At 53.1% G+C, this 24,786-nt stretch carries 24 protein-coding genes; 10 read left to right on the forward strand and 14 right to left on the reverse strand.

Annotation, left to right across the window (positions count from 1 at the left end; genetic code table 11):
* The gene (locus EKM90_RS06540; protein ID WP_125580892.1) at positions 1–537 is read left to right on the forward strand and encodes a 3'-5' exonuclease; all 537 of its coding nucleotides are present in this window, start codon (positions 1–3) and stop codon (positions 535–537) included.
* A 50-nt stretch (positions 538–587) separates the two neighbouring features.
* Here EKM90_RS06540 and tsaE read toward each other — a convergent pair whose 3' ends face one another.
* From tsaE to EKM90_RS06555, 3 genes are all read right to left on the reverse strand, one after another.
* Entirely contained in the window at positions 588–1,040 is a 453-nt protein-coding gene (tsaE, locus tag EKM90_RS06545) for a tRNA (adenosine(37)-N6)-threonylcarbamoyltransferase complex ATPase subunit type 1 TsaE (protein ID WP_125580894.1), read from the reverse strand.
* A gap of 14 nt (positions 1,041–1,054) precedes the next feature.
* The gene (pta, locus tag EKM90_RS06550) at positions 1,055–2,032 is read right to left on the reverse strand and encodes a phosphate acetyltransferase (protein WP_125580896.1); all 978 of its coding nucleotides are present in this window, start codon (positions 2,030–2,032) and stop codon (positions 1,055–1,057) included.
* A gap of 86 nt (positions 2,033–2,118) precedes the next feature.
* A complete protein-coding gene (locus tag EKM90_RS06555) occupies positions 2,119–2,811 on the reverse strand; it encodes a uracil-DNA glycosylase (RefSeq protein ID WP_125580898.1) in 693 nt (230 codons plus the stop codon).
* A gap of 88 nt (positions 2,812–2,899) precedes the next feature.
* On the opposite strand from EKM90_RS06555, the gene EKM90_RS06560 reads away from it, so the two are divergent.
* Positions 2,900–3,805, forward strand: a complete 906-nt coding sequence (locus EKM90_RS06560; RefSeq protein WP_125580900.1) for a Cof-type HAD-IIB family hydrolase — start codon at positions 2,900–2,902, stop codon at positions 3,803–3,805.
* Positions 3,789–4,301 carry an LURP-one-related/scramblase family protein gene (locus EKM90_RS06565; protein WP_164507889.1) on the forward strand — a complete coding sequence of 171 codons (513 nt, stop codon included), beginning with the start codon at positions 3,789–3,791 and terminating at the stop codon, positions 4,299–4,301. Before EKM90_RS06560 ends, EKM90_RS06565 begins: the two co-directional genes overlap by 17 nt.
* A gap of 186 nt (positions 4,302–4,487) precedes the next feature.
* Here EKM90_RS06565 and EKM90_RS06570 read toward each other — a convergent pair whose 3' ends face one another.
* The gene (locus EKM90_RS06570) at positions 4,488–5,054 is read right to left on the reverse strand and encodes a GNAT family N-acetyltransferase (RefSeq protein WP_125580982.1); all 567 of its coding nucleotides are present in this window, start codon (positions 5,052–5,054) and stop codon (positions 4,488–4,490) included.
* Between the two features lie 521 nt (positions 5,055–5,575).
* Between EKM90_RS06570 and EKM90_RS06575 the strand changes: the two genes are divergently transcribed.
* From EKM90_RS06575 to EKM90_RS06605, 7 genes are all read left to right on the forward strand, one after another.
* Positions 5,576–6,637, forward strand: coding sequence for an ABC transporter ATP-binding protein (locus EKM90_RS06575; protein ID WP_125580904.1), 1,062 nt, complete (start codon positions 5,576–5,578; stop codon positions 6,635–6,637).
* Positions 6,627–7,520, forward strand: a complete 894-nt coding sequence (locus EKM90_RS06580; RefSeq protein ID WP_125580906.1) for a carbohydrate ABC transporter permease — start codon at positions 6,627–6,629, stop codon at positions 7,518–7,520. The genes EKM90_RS06575 and EKM90_RS06580 overlap by 11 nt, the downstream gene beginning before the upstream one ends.
* Positions 7,521–7,529: 9 nt before the next feature.
* Positions 7,530–8,351, forward strand: coding sequence for a carbohydrate ABC transporter permease (locus EKM90_RS06585; RefSeq protein WP_125580908.1), 822 nt, complete (start codon positions 7,530–7,532; stop codon positions 8,349–8,351).
* 9 nt (positions 8,352–8,360) lie between these two features.
* Complete coding sequence (locus tag EKM90_RS06590; protein ID WP_125580910.1) at positions 8,361–9,656, forward strand: ABC transporter substrate-binding protein; 1,296 nt, start codon at positions 8,361–8,363, stop codon at positions 9,654–9,656.
* Positions 9,657–9,767: 111 nt separating this feature from the next.
* Positions 9,768–10,109: a DUF2200 family protein gene (locus tag EKM90_RS06595; protein ID WP_125580912.1), complete on the forward strand. Its 342-nt coding sequence runs from the start codon at positions 9,768–9,770 to the stop codon at positions 10,107–10,109.
* A gap of 387 nt (positions 10,110–10,496) precedes the next feature.
* A complete protein-coding gene (locus EKM90_RS06600; RefSeq protein WP_125580914.1) occupies positions 10,497–11,735 on the forward strand; it encodes an MBL fold metallo-hydrolase in 1,239 nt (412 codons plus the stop codon).
* A gap of 154 nt (positions 11,736–11,889) precedes the next feature.
* Positions 11,890–13,071 (forward strand): SAM-dependent methyltransferase, encoded by a 1,182-nt coding sequence (locus EKM90_RS06605; protein WP_125580916.1) that lies wholly within the window; start codon positions 11,890–11,892, stop codon positions 13,069–13,071.
* 126 nt (positions 13,072–13,197) lie between these two features.
* Here EKM90_RS06605 and smpB read toward each other — a convergent pair whose 3' ends face one another.
* The 10 genes from smpB to gap all read right to left on the reverse strand — a co-directional run bounded on the left by smpB (position 13,198) and on the right by gap (position 24,756).
* A complete protein-coding gene (smpB, locus tag EKM90_RS06610) occupies positions 13,198–13,671 on the reverse strand; it encodes an SsrA-binding protein SmpB (RefSeq protein ID WP_125580918.1) in 474 nt (157 codons plus the stop codon).
* Positions 13,672–13,692: 21 nt separating this feature from the next.
* A complete protein-coding gene (gene rnr / locus EKM90_RS06615) occupies positions 13,693–16,065 on the reverse strand; it encodes a ribonuclease R (RefSeq protein WP_125580920.1) in 2,373 nt (790 codons plus the stop codon).
* Positions 16,062–16,787, reverse strand: coding sequence for an alpha/beta hydrolase (locus EKM90_RS06620; protein WP_125580922.1), 726 nt, complete (start codon positions 16,785–16,787; stop codon positions 16,062–16,064). Before EKM90_RS06620 ends, rnr begins: the two co-directional genes overlap by 4 nt.
* 45 nt (positions 16,788–16,832) lie before the next feature.
* Positions 16,833–17,069 carry a preprotein translocase subunit SecG gene (gene secG, locus EKM90_RS06625; protein ID WP_125580924.1) on the reverse strand — a complete coding sequence of 79 codons (237 nt, stop codon included), beginning with the start codon at positions 17,067–17,069 and terminating at the stop codon, positions 16,833–16,835.
* Positions 17,070–17,165: 96 nt separating this feature from the next.
* Positions 17,166–18,728, reverse strand: coding sequence for a ClC family H(+)/Cl(-) exchange transporter (locus tag EKM90_RS06630; RefSeq protein WP_125580926.1), 1,563 nt, complete (start codon positions 18,726–18,728; stop codon positions 17,166–17,168).
* Positions 18,729–18,821: 93 nt separating this feature from the next.
* Positions 18,822–20,045: an MFS transporter gene (locus tag EKM90_RS06635; protein ID WP_125580928.1), complete on the reverse strand. Its 1,224-nt coding sequence runs from the start codon at positions 20,043–20,045 to the stop codon at positions 18,822–18,824.
* A gap of 150 nt (positions 20,046–20,195) precedes the next feature.
* On the reverse strand, positions 20,196–21,500 hold the full coding sequence (eno, locus tag EKM90_RS06640; protein WP_125580930.1) for a phosphopyruvate hydratase: 1,305 nt from the start codon (positions 21,498–21,500) through the stop codon (positions 20,196–20,198).
* Positions 21,501–21,565: 65 nt separating this feature from the next.
* Positions 21,566–22,321 (reverse strand): triose-phosphate isomerase, encoded by a 756-nt coding sequence (gene tpiA / locus EKM90_RS06645; protein WP_125580932.1) that lies wholly within the window; start codon positions 22,319–22,321, stop codon positions 21,566–21,568.
* Positions 22,322–22,348: 27 nt separating this feature from the next.
* The gene (locus tag EKM90_RS06650) at positions 22,349–23,539 is read right to left on the reverse strand and encodes a phosphoglycerate kinase (protein WP_125580934.1); all 1,191 of its coding nucleotides are present in this window, start codon (positions 23,537–23,539) and stop codon (positions 22,349–22,351) included.
* A 194-nt stretch (positions 23,540–23,733) separates the two neighbouring features.
* Positions 23,734–24,756: a type I glyceraldehyde-3-phosphate dehydrogenase gene (gene gap, locus EKM90_RS06655; protein ID WP_125580936.1), complete on the reverse strand. Its 1,023-nt coding sequence runs from the start codon at positions 24,754–24,756 to the stop codon at positions 23,734–23,736.
* Between the last annotated feature and the right edge of the window lie 30 nt (positions 24,757–24,786).

Genomic DNA, 24,786 nt, shown 5'->3' on the forward strand with positions numbered 1-24,786 from the left:
ATGGATTTTATCGCAATGGATTTTGAAACGGCCAACCGGCAGCGCGCCAGTGCCTGCTCTTTGGCTTTGGTGGTGGTGCGGCAAAGCCAAGTGGTGGATAGCTTTTACACCTTGATTGATCCAGAGGTGCCCTTCGAAAGCCAAAACGTGCGGATCCATGGCATCACGGAAGCCCAAGTCGTCGGTGAGCCGACTTTTCCGCAAGTTTGGCCTCATATTGCCAGCTTCTTCGCCCCAACCCGCCTTGTCACGGCACACAACTCGCCCTTCGATGTGTCGGTACTCAAACGGACGCTGGAGCGCTATGACATTCCCGTCCCGCGCTATCAAGTGATTGATACGGCGCGCACGGCCAAGCGGCTGATGCCAGAGCTGCCTAATCACCGACTGGACACCGTGTCGGCGGCGCTGCACATCCCCTTGGCCCATCACCACAACGCTTTGCAGGACAGTTACGCCTGCGCTCGCATTTTGCTCGCGCAGGAGCAGCAGTTCGGCGATGCTACCTTGGCTAGCATGTTAAAAATCACCGCTTAACGGATTCAAAAACGTGCTCCTCACAACAGCGTGAGGAGCACGTTTTTGCATTACGCCTGAATGGATGTCAGCAGCGCTTGGGCACGGGGCCCCACGGCTTCAAAGGTCAAGGTGCGTTTGTGATCGTCATCTGGATCTTTGAGAAAATGAATCAGCAAGTAGTCCTCAGGTGTGGCTTCACCCAGAAAATCGGGCCATTCCACCACTGACACCCCATCGCCTTCAAAATATTCCTCTAGGCCCAAATCGCCGGCGCCCCCATTTTCCAACCGGTACAGGTCCATATGATACAGCGGCAAAGCGCCATCTGGATACTCACGGATAATGGTGAAGGTCGGGCTTTTGATGTAATCCGCAATGCCAAGTCCGCGTGCTAGCCCCTTGGTAAAACTGGTTTTGCCGGCGCCCAGGTCGCCATCCAGCAGCAGAATGTCCCCTGCTTGCAGGTGGGGCGCCAAGCTTTGGGCAAAGGCTTGTAAACTTGCTTCATCGCTAAATTCCATCCAATCACGACTCCTTAGTTGATCAAGTTCTGCGCCGCCGTAATGATGGCGACTTTGTACACATCTTCTTCATTCGCGCCGCGTGACAAGTCAGACACTGGTTTGTTCAGGCCTTGCAAAATTGGCCCCATGGCTTCAAAGCCGCCGAGCCGTTGGGCAATCTTGTAACCAATATTACCAGATTGCAGGTCTGGGAAGATAAAGACGTTCGCATAACCTGCCACCTTTGAATCAGGCGCCTTGAGCTTCGCCACCGTTGGGACAAAGGCCGCGTCAAACTGTAATTCACCATCCAAAGCCAAATCTGGGGCCAATTCATGGGCAAGCTTGGTCGCCTCAATCACTTTGTCCACTTGCGGTGCCTTGGCGGAGCCTTTGGTGGAGAAGGATAACATAGCCACTTTCGGGTCGATGTCGAATAGTTTAGCCGTTTTGGCCGATTCAACGGCGGTTTCCGCTAAGGTCTGGGCATCAGGATCGATGTTAATGGCATTGTCAGCAAACAGATAGCGTTCGTCGCGGCCGCGTTGCATGATGAAGGCGCCACTGGTCCGGGAAACACCAGGGCGGGTCTTGATGATTTGCAAAGCGGGCCGCACGGTATCTGCCGTGGAGTGCACAGCGCCAGACACCATGCCGTCTGCCTTACCCATGTACACGAGCATCGTGCCGAAGTAATTCGGATCCTTAACCATGGCTTGGGCTTGTTCTTCAGTGGCCTTACCATTGCGCCGGTCGAAAAAGGCCTGCGCCATTTCTGGCAAAATGGCATCGCTTTGCGGATCACGAAGTTCCAGCTTGCTAATGTCCAACCCTTTAGCTTCAGCCACAGCGGCAATCTCGCTGGTGGTACCCAGCAGGACTGGCTTAATCAGCCCTTCTGCCGCCAAGCGCACTGCGGCGCCTAAAATCCGTGCGTCGTTGCCTTCAGGAAAGACAATCGACAAGTTTTTGCCCGTAATCTTTTGCTCTAAGCTTTCAAATAAATCCAAGATGATCCCTCCAAATTGCGAATTGTTAGCGCCTTCAACGCTCGCCTTCTATCATATCAGTCCTCTTTACCGCTTGCACTCATAAATTACTGGCGGGTGAGGTCTGGCTGCGCTGGCAGCTGCCAATTGATTGGGGGCTCACCCATTTGCGTCAGTAGCGCATTGGTTTTAGAAAACGGCTTGCTGCCAAAAAAGCCGCGATAAGCCGACAAGGGACTGGGATGCGGCGAGGTGATAATGGCATTTTTGCTCTGGTCAATCAAGCTGGTTTTAGCTCGCGCCGAGCTGCCCCACAGGATGAACACCACCCGGCCGCGATCTGACAGCGCCGCAATGGCCGCGTCCGTCAGCTCCTCCCAGCCTTGGCCGCGGTGCGAATTCGCCTGCCCGGCACGGACGGTCAGCACCGCGTTTAGGAGCAAGACCCCTTGCTGCGCCCAACTTTTCAGATAGCCATGCGTCACTGGCGGATAACCGAGGTCGCTTTGCAGCTCTTTGTAGATATTTTGCAGTGACGGCGGCAAGGCGATGCCTGGCGCCACGGCAAAACTCGCTCCAACCGCCTGGTTAGGCCCATGGTACGGATCCTGACCCAAGATCACCACCTTGACGGCTTCAAATGGGGTCCACTCAAAGGCCTGAAAAATGTGATGCATCTCGGGATAGATGGTTTGCGTTTGATATTCCTGCTTAAGAAATTGGTGCAGCCGCGCATAGGTGGGACCTTCAAATACCGGTGCGAGCACGGTCTGCCAATCATTATGAATCAGTGTTTTCATAGGCAACCTCCGCCTTCTAGTGTACTCAAAGGCCCCAGCCTTTGCATCCGCTTTTATGCTAAAATTGAGCTCGAATGGAGGTTTTTGCATGATCAAACTGATTGCGTCCGATATGGACGGCACCTTGCTCAACGATAAGATTGAAGTGTCCGCCAAAAACGCCGCGGCCATTCGCCAAGCTCAAGCCGCCGGGATCGAGTTCATTGTCGCTACGGGCCGCAACCTGCCCCAAGCGCAAGTCGAGCTGCTCGCTCATGACCTGCACCCAGCTTATATCACGATTAATGGCGCGCTGGTTTACGATGAAGCCGAAACGATTACCGTTCAAGTGCCGCTCACCAACGCCAAACTGCAAGCCTTGTTTGAGGTGCTTGATGCCAGCGGCCTCTACTACGAACTGGAAGCCGCTGATGGCGTCATCTCCAATGCCAAAGCCGGGCGTATTGCCAATTTGATGGCGATGTACCGTGGCCAAGATGCCACGATGAATGTCGCCACGGCGCGGCAGAAAGCCGAAGCTCGCACCCAGCAAATCAAAACCACTTACGTCACTGACTATCGTGAAGTCTTCACGAACCCGGCGCTGGAAGCCTATAAGGTGATTGTGTTCTCCGACGATGAGCAAGCCGGCTTAGCCCCGGTCAAAGCCCGCGTCGAAGCGCTAGGCGGTTTGGTCGTCACTTCCAGCGGCGCGCGCAATATTGAAATCAATGATCTCAAGGCGCAGAAAGGCCCGGCGCTCGCCGCTTATGCCGAAAAGCGCGGCTACACCATGGATGAGGTCATGGCCATCGGCGACAATCTCAATGATGAGTCCATGATCAGGCAAGCCAAATACAGCGTCGCGATGGGGAACGCCATCCCGTTGATTAAAGAACTGGCATGGCACACGACCCTGACCAACCGCGAAGACGGCGTGGCCAAGGCCATTCAACGCGCCATTGCTCTCAACCAAGCGGAAAGCCAAGGTGAGCGCAGTGATTTACTACATTGATGCACAATCGCTCCATGATACCGGCGTGACGGTGGTCAAAGACCACCACAATCAGCCGGCTTACATTCTTAATGGGAAGCACGGCCTCGCTAATGACCGCATCAACTTGCACACGATCGCCGGTCAGGAACTTGGCGACATTCGCCAGCGCACGGTGGGCATGTCGCCGCGTTATGATTTGACCCTGAATGGCCAAAAAGCCGGCAGCGTCAAAAAGCTGTTCGGCGTCTGGCATGAGTTTGTCTTTGTGTCTGATTTGAACTGGCTAATCTTTGGTAATCTGCTGGCCAATGAATATCATATTTACCACGGTGTCAAAACCGTTACCACCATTGCGGCAGTCGGCGCCGCCACCAGCCGCACGTTCCAAATCGATATTTTGGATCCGCGCAACGTCGCGGCCGGCTTACTAGTAGCGGCCATCTTGGACCGTTGGCGCTTCGTCCACCAAACGAATCCGCTTAGCCGCCGCAATCCTGCGTATGGGCTAGGATAGTCAAAGGCTGAGACAAAATGCGGTTTTAGCCCAGAGTATAAGCCGAACGGCCTGTAAAACCTGTACTTAGGTTTTGCAGGCCGTTTGGCTTATACGGCTAGGGCGTCGCATTTTGGCTCGTACTGTTCCGGAATCGTCGTGCGTCCACCCTCAGCTCAAATTATGGCTCAATCATTTTATGTTTAATCAAATGGCTTTGGTCATATGGTTGTAGCGATGCGAGCCAATCATCAGCTCACGGGTTTTCTTGAAGCCTTGCCGGCGGTACAGTTGCTCCGCGCGCGGATTCGTTTGGTCCACATTCAGCGACAGCAGCTTTTCGCCGCGGGCTTTCACAATCGGCTCAATGCCGGTTAACAGTGCAGTACCCACGCCATGATCTTGGGCACTTTCGGCCACCGCCAAGGTATCGATGTACCATTCGCCAGGGTCGGTTTCGACGTCTGGGAACAGTTCATGGTCGACGGGCAAGCCGACACTGGGCAAAAGCGGCTTGAACGCGTCATCGATGGTGGCTTCTTGCGCATGGGAATAACCCACTAAAATGCCATCGATGCCATTTGGGCCTTCATGGACAATGGTTTGGGGATAACCGTAGCGATAATCCGGCAGCAAGAAAGCTTGCTCGAACACCCGATACAAATCGGGCTTGGCCATTTTCATCAACTGCGGGACTTCCATTTCTTCGAACACTAAGTCGATCAATGGCACGACTTGAGCGGCATCTTCAGGGTGACTTTGACGAATCATAATCTGTTGCGGTCTCAGCCCGCCAAAACGGTGCGACCGCAACTTTTCCCTCCTCAGGCGCCGCTTCGGTTCGGGTAACATCTAGTATATCAAAGTTTCAGGTCAAACCCTATTCCAGGCCGAAAGAAAAACTATCTTTTAGTACCCGCTGTTTCGCGGCTCGTCTGAGAATAGAACATGATTTTATTCTTAGTTCCTGCTTTTTCTCTTAATGGCAAGTATAAGTAAATGCCACCATTATTTGTTCACACCCATTAGCTCCGCGGTTGGCGCGCGCTACAAAAACGTCACACATTTGTAATGAAGAAACCGACAATGGTTTGAGTATGTTGCAAGACCGGTAGAGACTGTTCAAGGATAAAAGCGATAAGAAGCGCCTTAACCAGCAATATGGCCCATATTTTGGGAGTGGAATCTGCGCCACTACTGCATCTTGTGGGATTTTGGCATTTTTGCTAACATTAGCACTGACGACACTTCTCGGTAACCAGTGTCGCCAGAATACAGTTGAAGGAGCGTTAAGGGTGAAAGTAACGTTTAAGGACGTCACTTTGTCCTACGATGGGAAAAAAGATACGCTGAAGAATCTGAATTTTACGATTCCAGATGGCGCCCTAGTTTCTCTCTTGGGGCCAAGCGGCGGGGGCAAAACAACAACGCTGAATTTGATTTCAGGGTTGCTTCCTGCCACGAGTGGTCACATCTATTTTGGGGATGAAGATGTCACCAAGAAAGATGCGCTCGCGCGCAAAGTTGGCATGGTATTTCAGAACTACTCACTTTATCCACACCTGACCGTGCGTGATAACATCGCCTTTCCGCTGAAAATGCAAAAGGTGAGCAAAGCCGAACGCTACAAGCGGGCCGAAGAACTAGCCAAACTGGTTCACGTCGACGATCAGCTCGACAAAAAACCAGCGGGGCTCTCTGGTGGTCAGCAGCAGCGGGTCGCGATTGCGCGCGCCTTGGCGAAATCGCCGTCCCTGCTCTTGCTGGACGAGCCTCTGTCCAACTTGGACGCCCGGCTGCGCATTGAGATGCGGCAAGAAATTCGCCGGATTCAGCAAGAAACTGGCGTGACGACCATTTTCGTCACGCATGACCAAGATGAGGCCTTACACATTTCAGACCACATCATGGTGCTCAGTTTCGGCTCGATTCAGCAATTCTCCACCCCGGCGGAGCTTTACGAGCGGCCAAGCAATCTGTTTGTCGCGAAGTTCATCGGCGAGCCTGTGATCAATTCAGTGCCCGCTGATGTCTTGCGGGCAGATTTGGTTGAGTCAGTGCCAGCCAGCGTGCTGGCGCAGGCGCACACCGTTGGCATTCGCAGCGAGGCCATTGTGCCGTTTGACAATGGCCAAGGCATGGTTGCGAAGATTCATGCCACCTTGCAGCAATCACAGAAGTACGGCCGCGAGTCCACCGCCTACCTCACCTACAATGGTCAGCAACTTTTGTCGACCGAGTTGGCGGGGCTGCCGGCATCACAAACGGAGGGTGACTTCTTCCTGACAAAAGCTGGCTTCTTCCTCTTTAATGAGCAAGGCGCCTTGATCTTTGGCGGTGAAGCCCATGATAAATGAGAAACCCACCCTTAAGTCTTCACTGAAGGCTTACCTGTACCTGCTGCCGATGCTGGTGATTTCGCTGACGTTCAATATTTGGCCGATCATCTCATCATTTCTGATGAGCTTGTACACCAAATACAACTTCTACACCGACAAAGTCGACGCCATGGGGTTCGACAACTTTGTCTACCTTTGGAATGATCCAGACTTTCACCTGGCCGTGCGCAACACGTTGGTCTTTGTGGCTGGCGTGGTGCCTGTCACCGTGATTTTGTCGCTGATCATCGCGCTGCTCCTCAACCAGGTCAAATGGCTGTCTGGGTTCTTCCGCACGGTGTACTTCCTGCCGTTTGTGACATCAACGGTGGCGATTGCCATGGTGTGGAACTGGATTTACCATTCTGACTACGGGCTGATGAATTACTTCATGGGCCTGGTGGGGCTGCATCCGATTAATTGGTTGACGGACCCACATTGGTCACTGCTCGCCTTGATCATTATGTCCATTTGGAAAAACCTGGGTTTCAATATCATTTTGTTCCTCGTGGGGCTGAACAACATTGACAAAGGCTACTACCAAGCCGCCGAAATCGATGGCGCTAATGCCTGGCAACGGTTCTGGAATGTGACGATTCCCATGATTTCTCCGATCACCTTCTTGGTGTCAGTCAATGGCGTCATTGGCTCGTTCAAAGTGTTCGACCAGATTTTTGCCTTGTTCCAAGGCCAGCCTGGCCCGGCAAACGCGGATTTGACCATCGTGTATTACTTGTATCAAAAGTTCTACACGGAATACAAATACCCCATTGCCGCCGCCAGCGGTGTGATCTTGTTCTTCTTGATCTTACTGGTCACGTTGGTGCAGCTGTGGTACTCGCGCAAGCACGTGCACTATTAGGAGGCAACCATGGCAAAAAAAATCAGTCGGATATTGTTGTATGTGATTGTGACGTTAGGTGCAATCACGATGCTGATTCCATTTTTGTGGATGGTGTCAACATCCCTTAAAACCAGTCCGGAAACCATCAAGATTCCCCCGGTTTGGATCCCGAAAGTCTTGCAGTGGCATAACTATGTCGAGGCCTTTAACGCCGCGCCATTCGCTCGCTACTTCATCAACAGTGTCATCGTCACGGTGGTCACCACCGTGGGCCAATTGTTCACCAGTATTCTGGCGGCTTTTGCCTTCTCACGGTTACACTTTTGGGGTAAAAACCTGCTCTTCATGTTGTTCTTAGGCACGATGATGATCCCAGGCGAAATGCTGATCATCCCGAACTTCGTTACCTTGTCTAAGATTGGCTTGATCGATCACTACGGGGCCTTGATTGTGCCGTGGCTGGCCAGTTTCTTCACTGTCTTCACTTTGCGGCAGGCCTTTCAGTCCACGCCTGAGCAAATTTACTACGCCGCCAAAATGGACGGCGCCACGGACTGGAAATATTTGTGGACGGTGTTGGTGCCAATGAGTAAGTCCACCATCACTGCGGTTACCGTGTTATCCGTCATTGGGAGTTGGAATTCCTTCATGTGGCCGCTGATTGTCACGAACAGCGAAAACATGCGCACCTTGCCGGTTGGGCTGCAAGCCTTCACCACTGATGCGGGGACCCAATACCAATTGCTGATGGCAGCATCAACTTTCGTCATCATCCCAATGGTGATTGTTTATATCTTCTTGCAAAAATACATTATTGCTGGCATATCCAAAGCTGGATTGAAAGGATGAGTTCAACTCATGAAAAAGAGTGTTTGGGGTAAATCATTACTTGGGGCAGCTGCTGTTGTGCTGGGCCTAGGCCTGGCTGCATGCGGCAACTCCTCTTCTGATAAGAGTAGTGATAGTGGCAAAAAAGTGACCATTACTTTCTGGCACGGGATGAATGGCCCGTACCAAAAAGCCTTAAACGGCATTATCAGCGATTTCAACAAGTCCCAGGATAAGTATGTGGTTAAAGGCACGGCGCAAGGCAACTACACTGCCCTGCAACAAAAGATCATGGCGGCAGCTAAGTCCAAGAAACTGCCAACAATTGCCCAGACAACCTACACCACCGTTCCTGACTATGTTTCCAACGGGTTCATCACCCCGCTGGATCCGTACATGCTCAAAGGCTCTGACAAGCTGAGCCAAAGCAGTTTGGACGATATTTACCCAGCGTTCATCACCAGTTCCAAGTATGAAGGCAAGTACTACTCCATGCCATTTTCCAAGTCAACGCGGATTATGTACTACAACCCAACTTTGATGAAGAAGCTTGGCGTGGACATGCCAAAGAGCTGGGAAGACCTTGAAGCCCTCGGGCCAAAGTTGAAGGCTCAAGGCGTGATGGTTATGGGCTTTGACTCCAGCTTTGATATGGAACTTGAAGGCTTGGCGCGCCAGGCCGGCAACCCATTTGTTTCCAAGGACCTGAAGGCTAACTTGGACTCCAAGAAGACCCTCAAAGTCACGAACATGATTTACAACATGATCCAAAACGGCGAAGCCAAGACCGCCGGCGAAGACTTCTACGGTGATAAGAGCTTCACTTCTGGTAAGACGCTGTTCTACTTCGGTTCTTCAGCTGGTATCTCTTCCATGAAGCAAAACGCACCTAAAGGCTTCACCTGGGGCACCGCACCGCTACCAACCTACAATGGCAAAAAAGCCACTGAATTGGCCGGCAACGACATTGTGATGTTCAAGTCTGCCTCAACCGACGAACAAAAAGGCGCTTGGGCCTTCATGAAGTACCTGACCTCGAAGAAAGAAACCATCAAGTGGGCTGAAGCGACCGGCTATGTGCCGCTGCGTAAGTCTGCCGTTAAGGATGCTTCCTTCCAGGCTTATCTGAAGAAGAACCCAACCTCCAAGGCTGCGGTTGACTCCCTGAGCTTTGGTTTCCAGTCCACGGCGTTCAAAGGCTTTACTGAATACCGTAACGATCTGCTCGATGCTGTTGACAACATGACGACCAAGGGCACCAAGCCTGAAACCGCCATGGCAGACCTGCAAAAGAAGACAGAAGTCATCTTAAAGGATGCCAAATAAGCAATTTGTATTTTTGAACCGTCGCCTCGCGCGACGGTTTTTTGTTGCCTGTCGTTTCGCGTTTTGGCTTAGTCAGTTAAAATAAAGACAAATCAAACGGAGGTGGCGCCCATGCGTAAACCCATTCAGGAAATGCCATTCAACCAAATCTACCCGCTGTACGTCAGCAAAGTGACGCGCAAAGGCCGCACACAAGCCGAGCTTGACGCTGTGCTCACCTGGCTCACCGGTTACCCTGCAGCGCAGCTGGCGACCAGCACGCTCCCCTTAAGCGACTTTTTCGCCCAAGCCACTATGGCAAAGACTGCCAACCAAATCACCGGCGTCATTTGCGGCGTGCGGGTGGAAACCATTGAAGACCCCCTGCTACAGAAAATTCGGCAGATGGACAAAGTCGTTGATGAACTCGCCAAAGGCAAAGCCGTGGTAAAAATCGAACGAAAAAACTTGTAAGGCTCTGGACATTTAAACATCATCTAGTCACTTATGCATGATGAACCGCTTTGGAGAAACAGTCATACAACGTAACCTCTCTGCTGCAGCGTTGGCGATCAAACATGTTTGCTCTGCATATGAGGCCGAATGCTATGTAGGGCAGGCCAACCGAAGCAGGCAGGGGCTCAGTGGGGAAATTGTGCTTAGCCAATGTGTTGGCTTAGCACAACCCGCGACTTTGAGACTCGGGCTTCGAGGTTAAAAGCGCTGGCCACCACGATCCAGCCCGCGCCTGCGGAGGTTGGCCTGACGGGCCGCGATAGTGTAGTTGCGCTCCGAGCGGCCTGATGACTTTTCCCGTTTTCAGGCGTACAATAATGGACTACGCTAATTTAGGAGGCTAATATGACTGAAATCAGGTTTTTGAATGGACTGCAAACCATCGGCGGGAATATTGTTGAGTTCTCGCAAGGCGCCAGCCGGGTCATCATGGACTTTGGGGTGGCGGCAGATTTAACCGACGAGACGCCGGCTTCTGCCATCGCCAACGGTAAATTACCGAATGTCCCAGAATTATTTGGCTCGGCTGAGGATCACTTTGAGCATGAAGCGATTTTTATTTCGCATCTGCACATCGATCACATGGGCGCCTTGCAGTATCTAACCAAAGACATCCCCATCTACCTGTCCGCCCCGAGTTTCAAGTTATATCAGACCTTGATTCAGTTGGGCATTGAGGCGCCAGTACCAAACCTGCATCCGCTTGCGTTTGAACAGCCGCTGACGGTGGGTACTTTTACGGTTGAAGGCTTTGCCTCCGACCATGACGAACCTGGGGTGATGGCCCTGCTGGTGGGCGACGGGCAGCGCTTCTATGCGCACTCCGGCGATGTCCGCCTCAATGGCCCGCATCGGGAGCGGGTCGACCACTGGGTGCAGGTGTTCCATGACAAGGGGCTTTCGATGTTGATGCTTGAAGGCACGACCTTTTCCTTCGATACGCCAGCCCCGGTGGAAGATCAAGCGCACCCGAGCGCCCCACTCACCGAGGCCACCATGCAAGCCAACCTGGCAGCGCTGCTCAAGACCTCCTCGCAGTTGGTGGTCATTAACCCTTACATTCGCAACTACGAACGGCTCGCGGCCATTCAACAAACCGCTCATGAAGCCGGCCGGATGATGGTGTGGGAACAGCCTGAAGCCACTGTGCTAACGGCGATGACCGGCCAGCAGCCTGATGCCGTAATCGGTCAGACTGTGACCTTAAGCGACATTAAAGCAAACCCTGGCCATTATCTGTGGCAAAACGCCTTTGACCATCTGGATCAATTAGCCGGGCTACCAGTTTCCGCCTACGTGCACACGAATGGTGAACCACTGGGCGATTACGATCCACGGTTCAACCAGCTCAAACAGTTTCTCGCAGAGCATGCCATCCCGCTCCATTTCCTCTCCTGCTCCGGCCACGCGCTGCGGGAAGACCTCGTGACGTTAGCGCAAATGGTCGCGCCCAAGGTCATTGTGCCATGGCACAGTTTCCATCCTGAACGCGAAGCCGCGGTGCTCGATGAACAAACCAGAGCCGAAATTCTTTTGCCGGAAAAAGACCTCTACTACACTTTAGATGAACCTGACCAGGAATAGACAATATTAATATTTTTCTGAAAACCCCATTAACCAATTGATTTGTCAATGTGACAAGTCGTTGATTAATGGGGATTTTTTGAGCTTTTTGCTTACATTTGGCACGTCAAAACGCGTAAGCTAGAGATGTTATCTTTGGCATAGGAGGTCAAACATGCTCGAAAAACAATTCTATGATCAACTCTTCGCCCATTCCTTCAACATCCCCCTCACCGTCGATTACGGTGAGCAGCAGAAGCAGTACGGCGAAGGCAAAAGCCAACTCACTATTCACATGCACAAGCTCATTCCAGTGAAGGACCTGCTGAAAAATGCTTCCCTGGCGCTGGGTGAAGCCTACATGCGTGGTGACATCGAAGTGACCGGCGGCGGCCCCTTCGCCTTGCAGCGCCTGTTAACGGCAGCCTATGAAAGCAGCGGCAGCTTCATGCGCAATCCGAAGTTGATGCGCCTCATCCCCAAGCAATCGCATTCAGAAAAAAAGAGCAAACAAGACATCCAAGCTCATTACGACTTAGGCAACGACTTCTATAAACTGTGGTTGGACAAAACCATGACCTATTCCTGCGCCTACTTCGACGATTGGGATCAAGACCTCACCTCCGCCCAGCAAAACAAAGTCGACCACATTCTGCGCAAGCTCGACCCTCAGCCTGACCGGCGCCTGCTAGATATCGGCTGCGGCTGGGGCACCTTGATGCTCACTGCCGCCAAGCGTTACCACGTCAACGTCACGGGTATCACCTTATCGCAGGAACAATACGATTTCGTCACTGCTCGCATCAATGAGCTCGGCTTGCAAGACCACGCGCGAGTGCTCCTGCGGGACTACCGCGAACTCGATGACGGGCCTTATGATTATGTCACCTCAGTCGGCATGTTCGAACATGTCGGCAAGGAAAACCTGGGGCTGTATTTCCAGGACGTGGCCAAACTCATGGCGCCCAATGGCTCAGCCTTGATCCACGGCATCACCCGGCAACAAGGCGGGGCGAATAACGCCTGGCTGAACAAGTACATTTTCCCTGGTGGCTACATTCCCGGCCTCAGCGAAAACATCGACCACGTCATTGCGGCGGGGCTGCAGGTTTCCGATCTGGAGCCGCTGCGCCGCCACTACCAGCGCACCCTGGAGCTGTGGGACACGAACTTCAACGCCAAGCGCAATGTCATCCAAAAGCAGTTCGGTTTCGAGTTCACCCGCATGTGGGATCTATACTTACAAGCAGCCGCGGCGTCATTTGAATCTGGCAACATCGACGTCATGCAGTTTCTCGTCACCAAAGCCCCTTCTGGCACTGGGTTGCCGCTAACGCGGGATTATATTTACGGCTAAACAAAAACAAGCTGATTCGCGTATGCGAGTCAGCTTGTTTTGGTTGATGGCCGCAGCCATGCAAGCCAGTTTGGGCTACCGCCTGCACTAGGCACAGAAAAAGCCGCCTCCGAGGAAGCGACTAAGTTAATACCGTTCTTTCATCGCGCGGGCAATGTCACGCTTTTGGTCTTTTTGCTTCAGACTCTCGCGCTTGTCATACAACTTTTTCCCTTGGGCAACCCCGACCAGCACTTTGGCATAACCGTGCTTCAAGTACATCTTCAGCGGCACGGCGGTGAGTCCTTGCTGCGTCAAGGCCTCCAGCAGTTTGCGGATTTCCTTTTTGTGCAAAAGGAGCTTGCGATTGCGCAGCGGATCGACGTTGAATTGATTGCCTTCTTTGTAAGGGCTGATGTGGACGTTGACCAGCCACGCTTCGTCATTGGTAATGCGGACGAAGCCGTCACGCAGGTTGGTTTTGCCATCCCGGACCGATTTGATTTCGGTGCCGGTCAGGGCAATGCCCGCCTCATAGGTGTCTAAAATGTTGTAGTCGTGCCGCGCTTTTTTGTTTTGCGCCAGCACATTGTCCGCCTTGGGTTTCATCTTTTTGGCCATTGGTTCACCTTCTTTGGTTAACTAATGTTTGCGTCCTTGATTGTGGGACCGCACCTGGTTGCCGATTGAATTGCGGAACGGCTTAGCCTGGCCAGTTGGGCGCTTAGCATTATGGCGCTTGCCGCGATCCGTCGGCTGATGGTCGTTCTTCGGGCCACGGTTATTGTCGCGGCGCGGCGCCCGACTCGGCTGCTTCGGCACCTCAAGGTCGGTGGTTGGCGTGTTGTCACTTGGCACCAGGGAAAAATCAACTTGGCGCTGTTCAACATCGACATTTTCCAACTTCACGCGCACGGTTTGACCAATGCGGAAAATGTGGTGCGTCCGTTCCCCAATCAAGGCCATTTGGCTTTCAAGGAAGCCGTAGTAATCGTCGGTCATGCGGCTAATGTGCACGAGGCCTTCCACGGTGTTCGGCAGGGCCACGAACATCCCAAAGCCGGCCACACCGGAAACCACGCCGTCGAATTCTTCGCCAACTTTATCGGCCATGAATTCGGCCTTCTTCAGGTCATCTACGGCGCGTTCGGCGTCGATACTGTGCCGTTCGCGAGTTGAGGCTTGAACGGCGATGTCAGGCAGTTTTTCGGCCCACTTGGTTTGCACGGCATCATCAGTGCCCTGAGTCGCGTAGGTCCGAATCAGCCGATGCACAATCAGGTCAGGATAGCGCCGAATCGGACTGGTGAAGTGGCAATAGTACTTGGCCGCAATCCCAAAGTGACCGAGTGGTTCGTCTGAGTACCGCGCCTGCTTGAGACTACGCAACATCTTGACGTTGACCATCATCTCTTCTGGGGTGCCTGAGACCTCCGTGTTGACGTTTTGAAGCATCTTTGGGGTAATTGGCTGGCCTTTTTTAATCGGCACGTGCAGGCCAAAGGTGGCCATGAAATCGATGAAGTCCTTGATGCGATCTTCATCTGGGGTTTCGTGCACCCGGTACAAGAATGGCAGGTGCTGGCGGTTGTAATGTTCCGCCACGGTTTCGTTCGCCTGCAGCATGAAGCTTTCAATCATGCGTTCGGAAATGCCACGCTCCCGCAGCACAATGTCGGTTGGGTGGCCTTCGTCATCAACAATGATCTTGGCTTCGTTTTCTTCGAAGTCAATGGCCCCACGGTGATGGCGCATCGCATACAAAATCTTGTGCATTTCGGCCATCAGTTCGAGCATTGGCACCAAGTCACCATATTCAGCGCGGGCTTCGGCATCCCCTGCCAGCACTTGGTTGACCTTGTTATAAGTCAGGCGGCCATGGGAGCGAATGACGGATTGATAGATTTCATGATTGACCACATGGCCTTCCGAATCGATTTCCATATCGCATGACATCGCCAACCGATCAACATCAGGGTTGAGGGAGCAAATCCCATTGGACAACCGGAATGGCAGCATCGGAATGACCCGGTCCACCAAGTACGTGGAAGTGCCACGCTTATAGGTTTCCTTATCCAGCGCCGAGCCTTCGGTGACGTAATAGGACACGTCAGCAATGTGAACCCCCAAGTGGAAGTTTCCGTTCGGCAAACGCCAAGCGACCACGGCATCATCGAAGTCCTTACTATCGTCGCCATCAATGGTGACCACTGGCTGATCGGTGATATCACGGCGTCCCAGGCGATCTTCGGCGGTGACATGATCAGGAGTGTCATTGGCCTGCTTCATCGCGTCATCAGGGTAATCGACATAAATATCATTGGCCAACACCAAGGACATGACATCGACGCCCGGGGTGTTTTTGTTGCCCAGGTTTTGGACCAACAAACCAACCATACTACCAGGCCGTTCCTGACTTGGATATTCGGTGATTTCAGCCATGATCATGTCGCCGAGCTCTGGGACAGTGCCATTGTCCTTCAGGAAAATTAGGTACCGCGCCAGCTTCTTTTCATGGCTGGTGACGGTGCCGATAAAGCCAGTGCGGGCATGTTCGCCATCAGATAGCGGGGCATATTCTCCGACCAGGCGGGTATTCTTATGTTCAACGATGCGAGTAACCGCCGCTTCTGGGCCGCGGGAATCGCCAGGCCGCGCTTGGCGCACAATCGTCACTTCAACGGTATCGCCATCCAGCGCAAACTTCGTGTTCGGCGGGGCGATAAACATGTCGTTGTCTTGGCCTTCTACGGCAACAAAGCCGAAGCCCTTTTCGTTGCCATGAAACACCCCAATCAACTGCTGAGGTTTGCCACCTAACATGTAGCGGGATTCATCATTTTGGTGAATCAAATCATCATTTTCTAGTCCGCTCAGCGCCTGCACCAGAAGTTTAAAGTCCTGGGCATCGGTGAGCTTCAGTGCGCGATTTAGTGATTGGACAGAAAATCCGATTTTGGGATTCCGCCGAAAAGTCGCGAGTAGTTCATTACGCAAGTGGCCGACTGTGGTCATAATTGTCCCTCATATTCTTTCATTAAAAATTGTTCAATATCATGTTCAAGCTGGTGATGCGCGCCATTCACGGTCAGCACGTGGTCAGCTTCATATCCCTGATAGGTCACCGGTGCTCGCTTCAGCGCGGTTTGCAAAGCGATGGTGCGCTGGGGGTCGATCATCGTATCCTGCAGCGCAGCGGCGATGAAAACCGGTTTGGTCAACCCCGCCAGCAGCGGCTGGGTACCAGCATTAAACTGTTCAATCGCGGCGAGTTGCTGCGTTAACGCCGCCTGCTGTGCCGCAGTTGGCTCAGTAGGTAATTCCTGCCGGCGCCGAGTCGCCTTAAACCAGCGCCAAAAATTAACCGGCACGTTGCTGGTACCTGGCATCATCGGACTGGCAATGACGCCGCCTAAAGTCACCTGCGGCATCACTGCCAGCGCCCGCATGGCAAAAATACCGCCAAGCGAAAGCCCGAAAACGGCCACCTGCTCGGTTTGATTAGCCATTGCCGCCACCGTTGCTTCAACTTGGTCCCACCAAATCAAAGGCGACTGGCGCAGCAGCTCATCCGGGTCATTGTTTTCATGCCCGGCAAATACCGGTGCCACCACGGGATAGCCTTGGCGGTTCAAAGCGTGCGCCAGCAGATTGACATCCGCTGGCCCGCCGGTATACGCATGGAGCAGCACCACCCCGAGGGAGTTAGCACCAGGTAAGTGTAAGGCTGCTTTCATGCCCTCACCTCCAAAAAAAGGCCCCTGTTCACCAGGAGACCTTCGTTAGTGGGCGCCAATATACACTAAGACGAGCGAAAAGGCGAAGAATAAAACGCCGAGGACCACGGTGACTTTTTCCATAAAAGCTTCGAAGCCTCGCGATTTTTGTTTGCCGAACAAGTCGGTGGCGCCACCAGATAAGGCGCTCAACGCATCTTGCTGTTTGCTTGGTTGCATCAAGGTCGCGATCACGATCAGAATTGAATCGATGATGAGTAAGGTTGTAAATAAACTCTGCAAGTTTTTCCCTCCCTTGCATAAAGTTACTAGCATTAGGTTATCACAAACCACCCGTCAAGGCTAGTCATCACAAGGAAAAACGCCGCGGCACCGCCGCTATTCTTGGCCGGATTTTTCCTCTTGGGTGGAAAGCTTCGCCGCCAACTTTTCAATCTGCTGGCGCACCTGGGTCCGTTTTTGACTATCGGTCAAAAGCACCAAGGTATCACCGGCATGAATCACGGTATCGCCATGGGGAATAATCGTGTTTTCTCCGCGACGAATCGACATCAACAGCGTCTGCTTCGGCCAGGCAAAATCACGCACCTGCATCCCCTCCAGCACACCGCCTTCGTAAATCGGCAGCTCAAGGCGATCCATGCGATGAATCGATTCGATTTGCTTCGGCACGGTCATCCTGCGCAGTAACGATTCGTAAATCGGCGCCCCGCCCAGCAAATCGACCACCAGATAAGCCACCAGCGCCAGCACCGCCATTGCCATCAGGTTGGTTAAGTTACCGACCATTTCGGTGATGAGCAAAATGGCGGTGAAGGGGGCTTTCCCAATCCCAGCGAAATACCCCGCCATGGCAAAGATGATCAGATTCATGACATACTCTTGTGGCAATAGCCCAACATTGGCCATGAACACGGCGTACACCGCCCCAATCACCGCCCCTAGAGACAGAATCGGTAAGAAAATCCCACCCGGCAAGCCGGAGCCATAAGACACCATCGAGAAAATGAAGCGCACAGCGAAAATGGCAACCAAAATGCCCAGTGTGGGAATGGCATGGTTAAAGCCAGTGATGAGGCCATTGCCCCCACCCAAAATGTTCGGGGCGACGACCCCAATGGGAATCACGAGCAAAAACGGCACCAGACCCTGGTACGCCCGCGGAATCTTGGTGAACCGATACAGCTTGGGCATCGCTAGCAGCACCTGTTGATATAAAAAGCCCAACAACCCCAGCAGGACACCCAACAGTAGCAAATGCCAATACAGCGCCAGCGGCAGGGGCCGATTATACACCAGATGCAGCACCGGCACCTCACCAAACACATTCAGCGAGATGAAGTTCGCGCCGACTGCGCTGGCCAAACTGGTGAGCCAAACTAGCGGACTGAAGTTGTGATACACCTCTTCCAGCACGAACATCGTGCCCGCGATCGGCGCATTAAATGCCGCCGCTAAACCGCCGGCCGCGCCGGCCGCAATCATGATGCGCCGATCACTGCCGCTGCGCTTGAAGCCATGGGCCACACCTTGCCCGACTGCCGCGCCAAGCTGAATCGAAGGCCCTTCTCGGCCCAGAAACAGCCCCGGGCCGATACTCAAAATCCCGGCCACAAACTTTTTCCAGAGAATCGACCACCAGTTGAAGTCCATCTCCCCGGCCAGCTGACCTTCGACCTGGGGAATCCCAGAGCCAGCAATATTTGGCTCGCTTTTCAGCAGCCGCGCGACGATAACCCCGAGCACAATGCTCGCCAGCCCGATCAGCAGCAGTTTGCCGCTGGTCGGCTGGCGATAAAGCTGCTGCATCAGCTGCAAAATATGTTCAATCGCCCAGCGAAAAGTGGCCACCACGCCGCCGGTCAGCACCCCGACCAGCAGGCCCAAGCCCACAAAGCGCAGGCGCGTAGGATCTAAATGTTGACGTATTGCCTCAAGCACAACCTAACCTCCCCAACTCTGTTTCCTTGCTTAGTATACACCGCTACTCACCCGCAAAAAAAGCTTCACCTCGCTGCCGCGAAGTAAAGCCTCCTATGCGTTTTGATGCCGCAGCGAGGGTTCGGTGAACCACAGCATCGCAAAGTTAATCAGCAGCAGCAAAGCCGTGGTAATGAACACCACATTGTAGTCGAACAACCCGGCCAACGTCCCGCCAAGCAGCGCACCAAACATATTGCCTAGCGCCTGGAAAGACTGGTTCCAGGAGAAAATCGCACTGGTGGCACTGGAAGGCGAGTTTTTCGTGAGCAAGGTTTGAATCGTGGGGAACAAGGCGCCATCGGAAATGCCGACCAAAAGGCGTAACCCACCAAGCACGACGACTGAGGTCACAAAGCCTTGCGGCAAGTAGACCAGCACCGCAAACAAGTACCCTGCCACCAGCACGCGGCCTGAACCATGGCGGTCGCCGTAAGCCCCTAGCCGTGGCGCCGACAGGATGTTAGAAATCCCTGGCAAGGCGGCGATGATGCCAGCCACCAAAGCATACAGGCCCTGGCTATGCATCAGTTCCTTGACGTACAAACTGATGATCGGCGCAATTGAGGCATTCCCCAACTGCACAAACATGGTGGACAGGAGCAGCACAATGATCAACCGCGGATCGCGGAACTGACCGAGCAAACCGGCCAAACCGCTTTTCCCATCTTTCTTCCGTTCCACCGGCACAAAGGCTTCGGTGACAAATAACCCTGAAATAATGCCTGCCAGCAGAAGCAAGCCCGCCGTGATAAAGAAGGTCACGCGAATGGAAACCAGCTGGGCCAAGACCCCACCAATCACCGGCCCCATCAGCATGCCGGAGGTCGAGCCGGTGACCAAAGTGCCCAAGGCTTTGCCGGCATTTTTACGGGGGGCCTGCGAGGCAATCAGCGCCTGGGCATTAGACACGAACCCAGAAAACAACCCCTGCAGCGCCCGCAAGGCAATGAGCTGCCAAACATTTGTGACCAGACCCATCAAAAACATCGCCCCTGCCATGCCGAGACTGGCTCGAATCAGCATGATTTTCCGCCCTTTGCGATCGGCTAAGGCGCCCCAAATCGGCGACACAATCGCCGTCACAAAAAAGGTCGCCGCATAAACCACCCCTGAGTAAAAGGAAATCTGATTTTTGGTAAAGTCCCCCAATTGGGCAACGTATAGGGACATAAATGGCGTAATTTCTGAAAACGCAATCCCCGCCACAAACGTGCAGCCCCACAAAACAGAGAGGTTCCGCCGCCAAGGGCTCTGCTCCCGTTGCTTTTCGTCCACGATCTTTCCGCCTTTCTGAAAACACTAGTCTCTTAAGCATGGACGAAAATTGTGAATTTTTTGTGAATTTTTGGGCTTTGAACCGGAAAGGCCGCCCTACAGCCCACAAAAAAAGCGCCTCACCCGCAGGTAAGACGCTTCAATGACGAATTAGTCGATGGCTTTAACGTTGTAGAAGGACTTGCGGCCCTTGTACGCAGCAGAAGTGCCAAGTTCGTCTTCGATCCGCATCAACTGGTTGTACTTTGCAATCCGGTCGGTCCGGCTCATGGAACCAGTCTTGATTTCGCCGGCGTTCGTTGCAACAACGAGGTCAGCAATCGTGGTGTCTTCGGTTTCACCAGAACGGTGGGAAACAACGGCGGTGTAGCCGGCTTCCTTAGCCATTTCGATGGCTTCGAAGGTTTCGGTCAAAGTACCGATTTGGTTAAGCTTGATCAAGATGGAGTTCGCAACGCCCATGTCGATCCCCTTCTTCAGGTAATCGGTGTTGGTAACGAACAGGTCATCGCCGACCAGTTGAACTTTGTCGCCCAACTTGGCCGTGATCTTCTGCCAGCCTTCCCAGTCGTTTTCGTCGATTGGGTCTTCAATCGAAACGATCGGGTACTTGTCAACGAAGCCAGCGATCAGGTCGATGAATTCGTCGGTGGTGTATGACGTGTCAGGATCGGACCACTTCAGGGTGTACTTCTTGCTTTCAGCATCGTAGAACTCTGAGGAAGCAACGTCAAAGGCGATGGCAACATCTTCGCCAGGCTTGTAGCCGGCTTTGGTGATGGCTTCAACCAAGAATTCGAAGGCTTCTTCGTTATCCTTCAAGTTAGGGGCAAAGCCGCCTTCGTCGCCGACAGCAGTGATGTCGCCCTTTTCCTTCAAGAGTGCCTGCAAAGCATGGAAGGTTTCAGAACCCATGCGGATTGCTTCGCGCATGGACTTGGCGCCAACTGGCATGATCATGAATTCCTGGAAGTCAACGGTGTTCGTGGAGTGCGCGCCACCATTGAGGACGTTCATCATTGGTGTTGGCAGCACATGAGCGTTAGGACCGCCAAGGTATTGGTACAATGGCAGACCAACTTCGGAAGCAGCAGCACGGGCTGCAGCCAAGGAAACACCCAAGATGGCGTTGGCACCAAGCTTGCCCTTGTTCGGGGTGCCGTCCAAGTCGATCATGGTCTTGTCGATCAGGCGTTGTTCAGTTGCGTCCAAACCGATAACGGACTTGGCAATCACGTCATTGACGTTAGCAACGGCCTTCAAAACACCTTTGCCGCCAAAGCGGGACTTGTCGCCGTCACGCAGTTCAACGGCTTCGTGTTCACCAGTGGAAGCACCTGATGGCACCAAAGCACGGCCGAAACCGCCATCTTCGGTGTACAGTTCAACTTCAACAGTCGGGTTGCCGCGAGAGTCTAAGACTTCGCGAGCCAAAACATCTGTAATGATAGACATATGTCTTCTCCTTTATTTTTGCCCGAAGGCACTTTTTTTAATTGACGTTCATCACGCAGGCGTGACTAGTCTTGGTAGTTAGCCAAGGCAATGAAGCTTTCTGGATCCATGGAAGCACCGCCGACCAAGCCGCCATCGATATCAGGCTTAGCCATCAATTCCTTGACGTTAGCAGGCTTAACGGAACCGCCGTAGAGAATGCGAACAGCGTCAGCCACATCAGCATCATACAACTTAGCGACCGTCGCGCGGATGTGCGCAACCACGGCTTGCGCCTGATCAGCCGTAGCCGTCTTGCCGGTGCCGATGGCCCAGATTGGTTCGTAGGCAATCACAGCGACTTTAACTTGGTCTGCAGACAGGCCGGCCAGCGCAGCTTCAACTTGGGAAGCCACCCAGTCTTCAGTCTGGCCAGCTTCACGCTGAGCCAAGCTTTCGCCGCAGCAGATGATTGGCAGCAGGCCATTGTTGAAAATAGCGTGAGCCTTTTTGTTAATGTCTTCGTCGGTTTCGTAGAAGTAGCCGCGGCGTTCGCTGTGGCCAATCACGACATAGTCCAGACCCATTTCCTTAAGAGCTTTGGGTGAGGTTTCACCGGTAAAGGCGCCTTCGTCTTCGAAGTAGCTGTTTTCAGCTGCGGTCTGCAGCGGGGTGCCTTTAGCGCCAGCCACCAAGGTGGACAAATCGATTGCCGGTGCGGCAATGACGGTTTGCACCTTGCTGGATTCTGGCAACTTGCCCTTAACGCCATCTAAGAAGGCTTGGGTTTCTTCCGGGTTCTTGTTCATTTTCCAGTTCCCGGCAATAATTGGTGTACGCATTACAAACTTCCTTTCCAAACGCAGTGATTACTTCTCGGAAATCGCAGCGATCCCTGGCAAAGTCTTACCTTCAAGGTATTCAAGACTTGCACCACCACCAGTGGAGATGTGGGTGATCTGAGGCGCGATGCCGAGCTGCTTAGCAGCCGCAGTGGAGTCGCCGCCGCCGATAATGGTGGTAGCGTCCTTCAAGGCACCCAGCGCTTCGCCAACTTCCAGCGTACCCTTGGCGTAGTTAGGCATTTCGAACACGCCCATTGGCCCGTTCCAAACCACCGTCTTGGCACCCTTCAAAGCAGCCTTGATGTCTTCAACCGACTTCGGGCCGATATCAAGCGCCATGTAGCCATCAGGAATCGCACCTTCGACGACCTTGTGTGGGGCGTCATTGGAGAATTCGGTGGCAACCACGTTGTCGACCGGCAAAAGCAGCTTGTCGCCGGCTTCGTCCATGATCTGCTTAGCCAGTTCAATCTTGTCCTTTTCAACCAAGGACTTACCGATTGACAGACCCTTAGCAGCGTAGAACGTGTAAGTCATACCACCACCGACAATAATCTTGTCAGCCTTTGGTACCAAGTTGCGGATCACACCGATCTTGTCGGAAACCTTCGCGCCACCTAAGATAGCAACGAATGGGCGCTTTGGATTTTGAACCGCGTCGCCTAAGAACTTGATTTCCTTTTCCATCAAGAAGCCAGCAGCGGCTTGCTTCATGTTGGAAGCAATGCCGACGTTAGAAGCATGGGCCCGGTGTGCGGTGCCGAAAGCATCGTTAACATACAGGTCGCCCAAGGAAGCCCAGTACTTGCCCAATTCTGGGTCGTTGCCGGATTCCTTTTTGCCATCTAAGTCTTCGAACCGGGTGTTCTCCATGACCAGAACATCGCCGTCGTTCATCTTGTTGATGGCGTCTTCCAGTTCTGGACCGCGCGTAGCGGGAACGAAGGTCACCGGCTTCTTCAGCAATTCGGACAGGCGTTCTGCGACTGGACGCAGGCTCAACTTAGCCTTGTCTTCTTCAGTCTTCACGCGGCCCAAGTGTGACAGCAAGATGGCCTTGCCACCATGGTCGATTACATACTGGATGGTTGGCAAAGCTGCCACGATCCGGTTGTCATCACCGATAACGCCATCCTTGATCGGCACATTGAAGTCGACCCGGATGAGGACTTTTTTGTCCTTAACGTCTAAATCAGAAACGATCAATTTAGCCATTGAATAAAACCCTCCTAAAAATGGATGTCTACTTAAAGCCCGGCCAAACGCGGACTAGGTTTGCCCTAGCGGCATTGCTGCCGCCACGGCAAGCCCAGTCCACGCCTGTGAACCGGAGCCTTGAAAAAAGGGCGGAGGGAGTTACTCCCTCCGCCCTCTTCATCAAACGGTTGAAATGAGCTTACTCCAACGAATTAGAGGGTAGCAAACTTCAGCAGGGTACGAATCATTTGGCAAGTGAAGCCATATTCGTTGTCGTACCAAGCAACCGTCTTAACCAGTTGGTAGTCACCGGCGGTTGTAACTTCGGTCTGGGTTGGGTCGAAGATTGAACCGTAAGTGGTGCCGATGATGTCTGAGGAAACAACTTCGTCAGCGTTGTAGCCGAAGCTTTCGTTGCCTTCAGTGTGCTTCTTGATGGCTTCGTTAACTTGGTCAGCCGTAACGTTCTTGGTCTTCAAGATGGAAACCAATTCGGTCAAAGAACCGTCGACAACAGATACACGCTGTGCGTGGCCCTGCAGCTTGCCGTTCAGTTCTGGGATAACGATACCGATAGCCTTAGCAGCACCGGTGCTGTGAGGAATGGTGTTAACCGCAGCAGAGCGAGCAGCGCGCATGTTGCCGCCGCGAACTGGGCCGTCCAACAGCATCTGAGTGGAGGTGTAAGCGTGAACCGTGGTCATGGTACCAACTTCGATGCCGAATTCCTTGTTCAGGAAGTAAGCCATTGGTGCCAAGCAGTTGGTCGTGCAAGAACCAGCGGAAACGATCTTGTCGTCAGCAGTCAATTCGTTGTCGTTAACGTTGTAAACGATCGTACGGATCTTGCCGGCAGGAGCGGAGATCAGAACACGTTCTGCACCGGCATCCAAGTGAGCCTGAGCTTTTTCAGCAGAGGTGTAGAAACCAGTACATTCGAGGACATATTGAACACCGTCGTTCTTAACCCAAGGAATGTTCTGTGCTTGTGGTTCTGCGTAAACGCGGTATTCCTTGCCGTTAACAACGATACCGTTGTCGGTAGCGCTGACTTCACCAGGGAAAGTGCCGTGTGTGGAATCATACTTCAGCAGGTGAGCCAACATCGCTGGGCTGGTCAGATCGTTGATTGCGACAACTTCGATGTCGTCACTCTTGGCGCCCAATTCGAAGATGCGGCGGAAAGCCAAACGACCGATACGGCCAAAACCATTGATACCAATTTTAACAGTCATGCTAAAATTTCCTCCTTTAGGAAATAAGAG

Source organism: Lacticaseibacillus suibinensis, assembly GCF_003946175.1.
GTDB lineage: Bacteria > Bacillota > Bacilli > Lactobacillales > Lactobacillaceae > Lacticaseibacillus > Lacticaseibacillus suibinensis.

Coding starts and splice junctions, on each gene's coding strand:
- tpiA (WP_125580932.1), bottom strand. CDS start 22,321: ATGCGTACACCAATTATTGCCGGGAACTGGAAAATGAACAAGAACCCG.
- gap (WP_125580936.1), bottom strand. CDS start 24,756: ATGACTGTTAAAATTGGTATCAATGGTTTTGGCCGTATCGGTCGTTTG.
- EKM90_RS06595 (WP_125580912.1), top strand. CDS start 9,768: ATGCGTAAACCCATTCAGGAAATGCCATTCAACCAAATCTACCCGCTG.
- EKM90_RS06600 (WP_125580914.1), top strand. CDS start 10,497: ATGACTGAAATCAGGTTTTTGAATGGACTGCAAACCATCGGCGGGAAT.
- tsaE (WP_125580894.1), bottom strand. CDS start 1,040: ATGGAATTTAGCGATGAAGCAAGTTTACAAGCCTTTGCCCAAAGCTTG.
- eno (WP_125580930.1), bottom strand. CDS start 21,500: ATGTCTATCATTACAGATGTTTTGGCTCGCGAAGTCTTAGACTCTCGC.
- EKM90_RS06540 (WP_125580892.1), top strand. CDS start 1: ATGGATTTTATCGCAATGGATTTTGAAACGGCCAACCGGCAGCGCGCC.
- EKM90_RS06650 (WP_125580934.1), bottom strand. CDS start 23,539: ATGGCTAAATTGATCGTTTCTGATTTAGACGTTAAGGACAAAAAAGTC.
- EKM90_RS06590 (WP_125580910.1), top strand. CDS start 8,361: ATGAAAAAGAGTGTTTGGGGTAAATCATTACTTGGGGCAGCTGCTGTT.
- rnr (WP_125580920.1), bottom strand. CDS start 16,065: ATGACCACAGTCGGCCACTTGCGTAATGAACTACTCGCGACTTTTCGG.
- EKM90_RS06580 (WP_125580906.1), top strand. CDS start 6,627: ATGATAAATGAGAAACCCACCCTTAAGTCTTCACTGAAGGCTTACCTG.
- smpB (WP_125580918.1), bottom strand. CDS start 13,671: ATGGCCAAAAAGATGAAACCCAAGGCGGACAATGTGCTGGCGCAAAAC.
- EKM90_RS06555 (WP_125580898.1), bottom strand. CDS start 2,811: ATGAAAACACTGATTCATAATGATTGGCAGACCGTGCTCGCACCGGTA.
- EKM90_RS06620 (WP_125580922.1), bottom strand. CDS start 16,787: ATGAAAGCAGCCTTACACTTACCTGGTGCTAACTCCCTCGGGGTGGTG.
- EKM90_RS06605 (WP_125580916.1), top strand. CDS start 11,890: ATGCTCGAAAAACAATTCTATGATCAACTCTTCGCCCATTCCTTCAAC.
- EKM90_RS06560 (WP_125580900.1), top strand. CDS start 2,900: ATGATCAAACTGATTGCGTCCGATATGGACGGCACCTTGCTCAACGAT.
- EKM90_RS06585 (WP_125580908.1), top strand. CDS start 7,530: ATGGCAAAAAAAATCAGTCGGATATTGTTGTATGTGATTGTGACGTTA.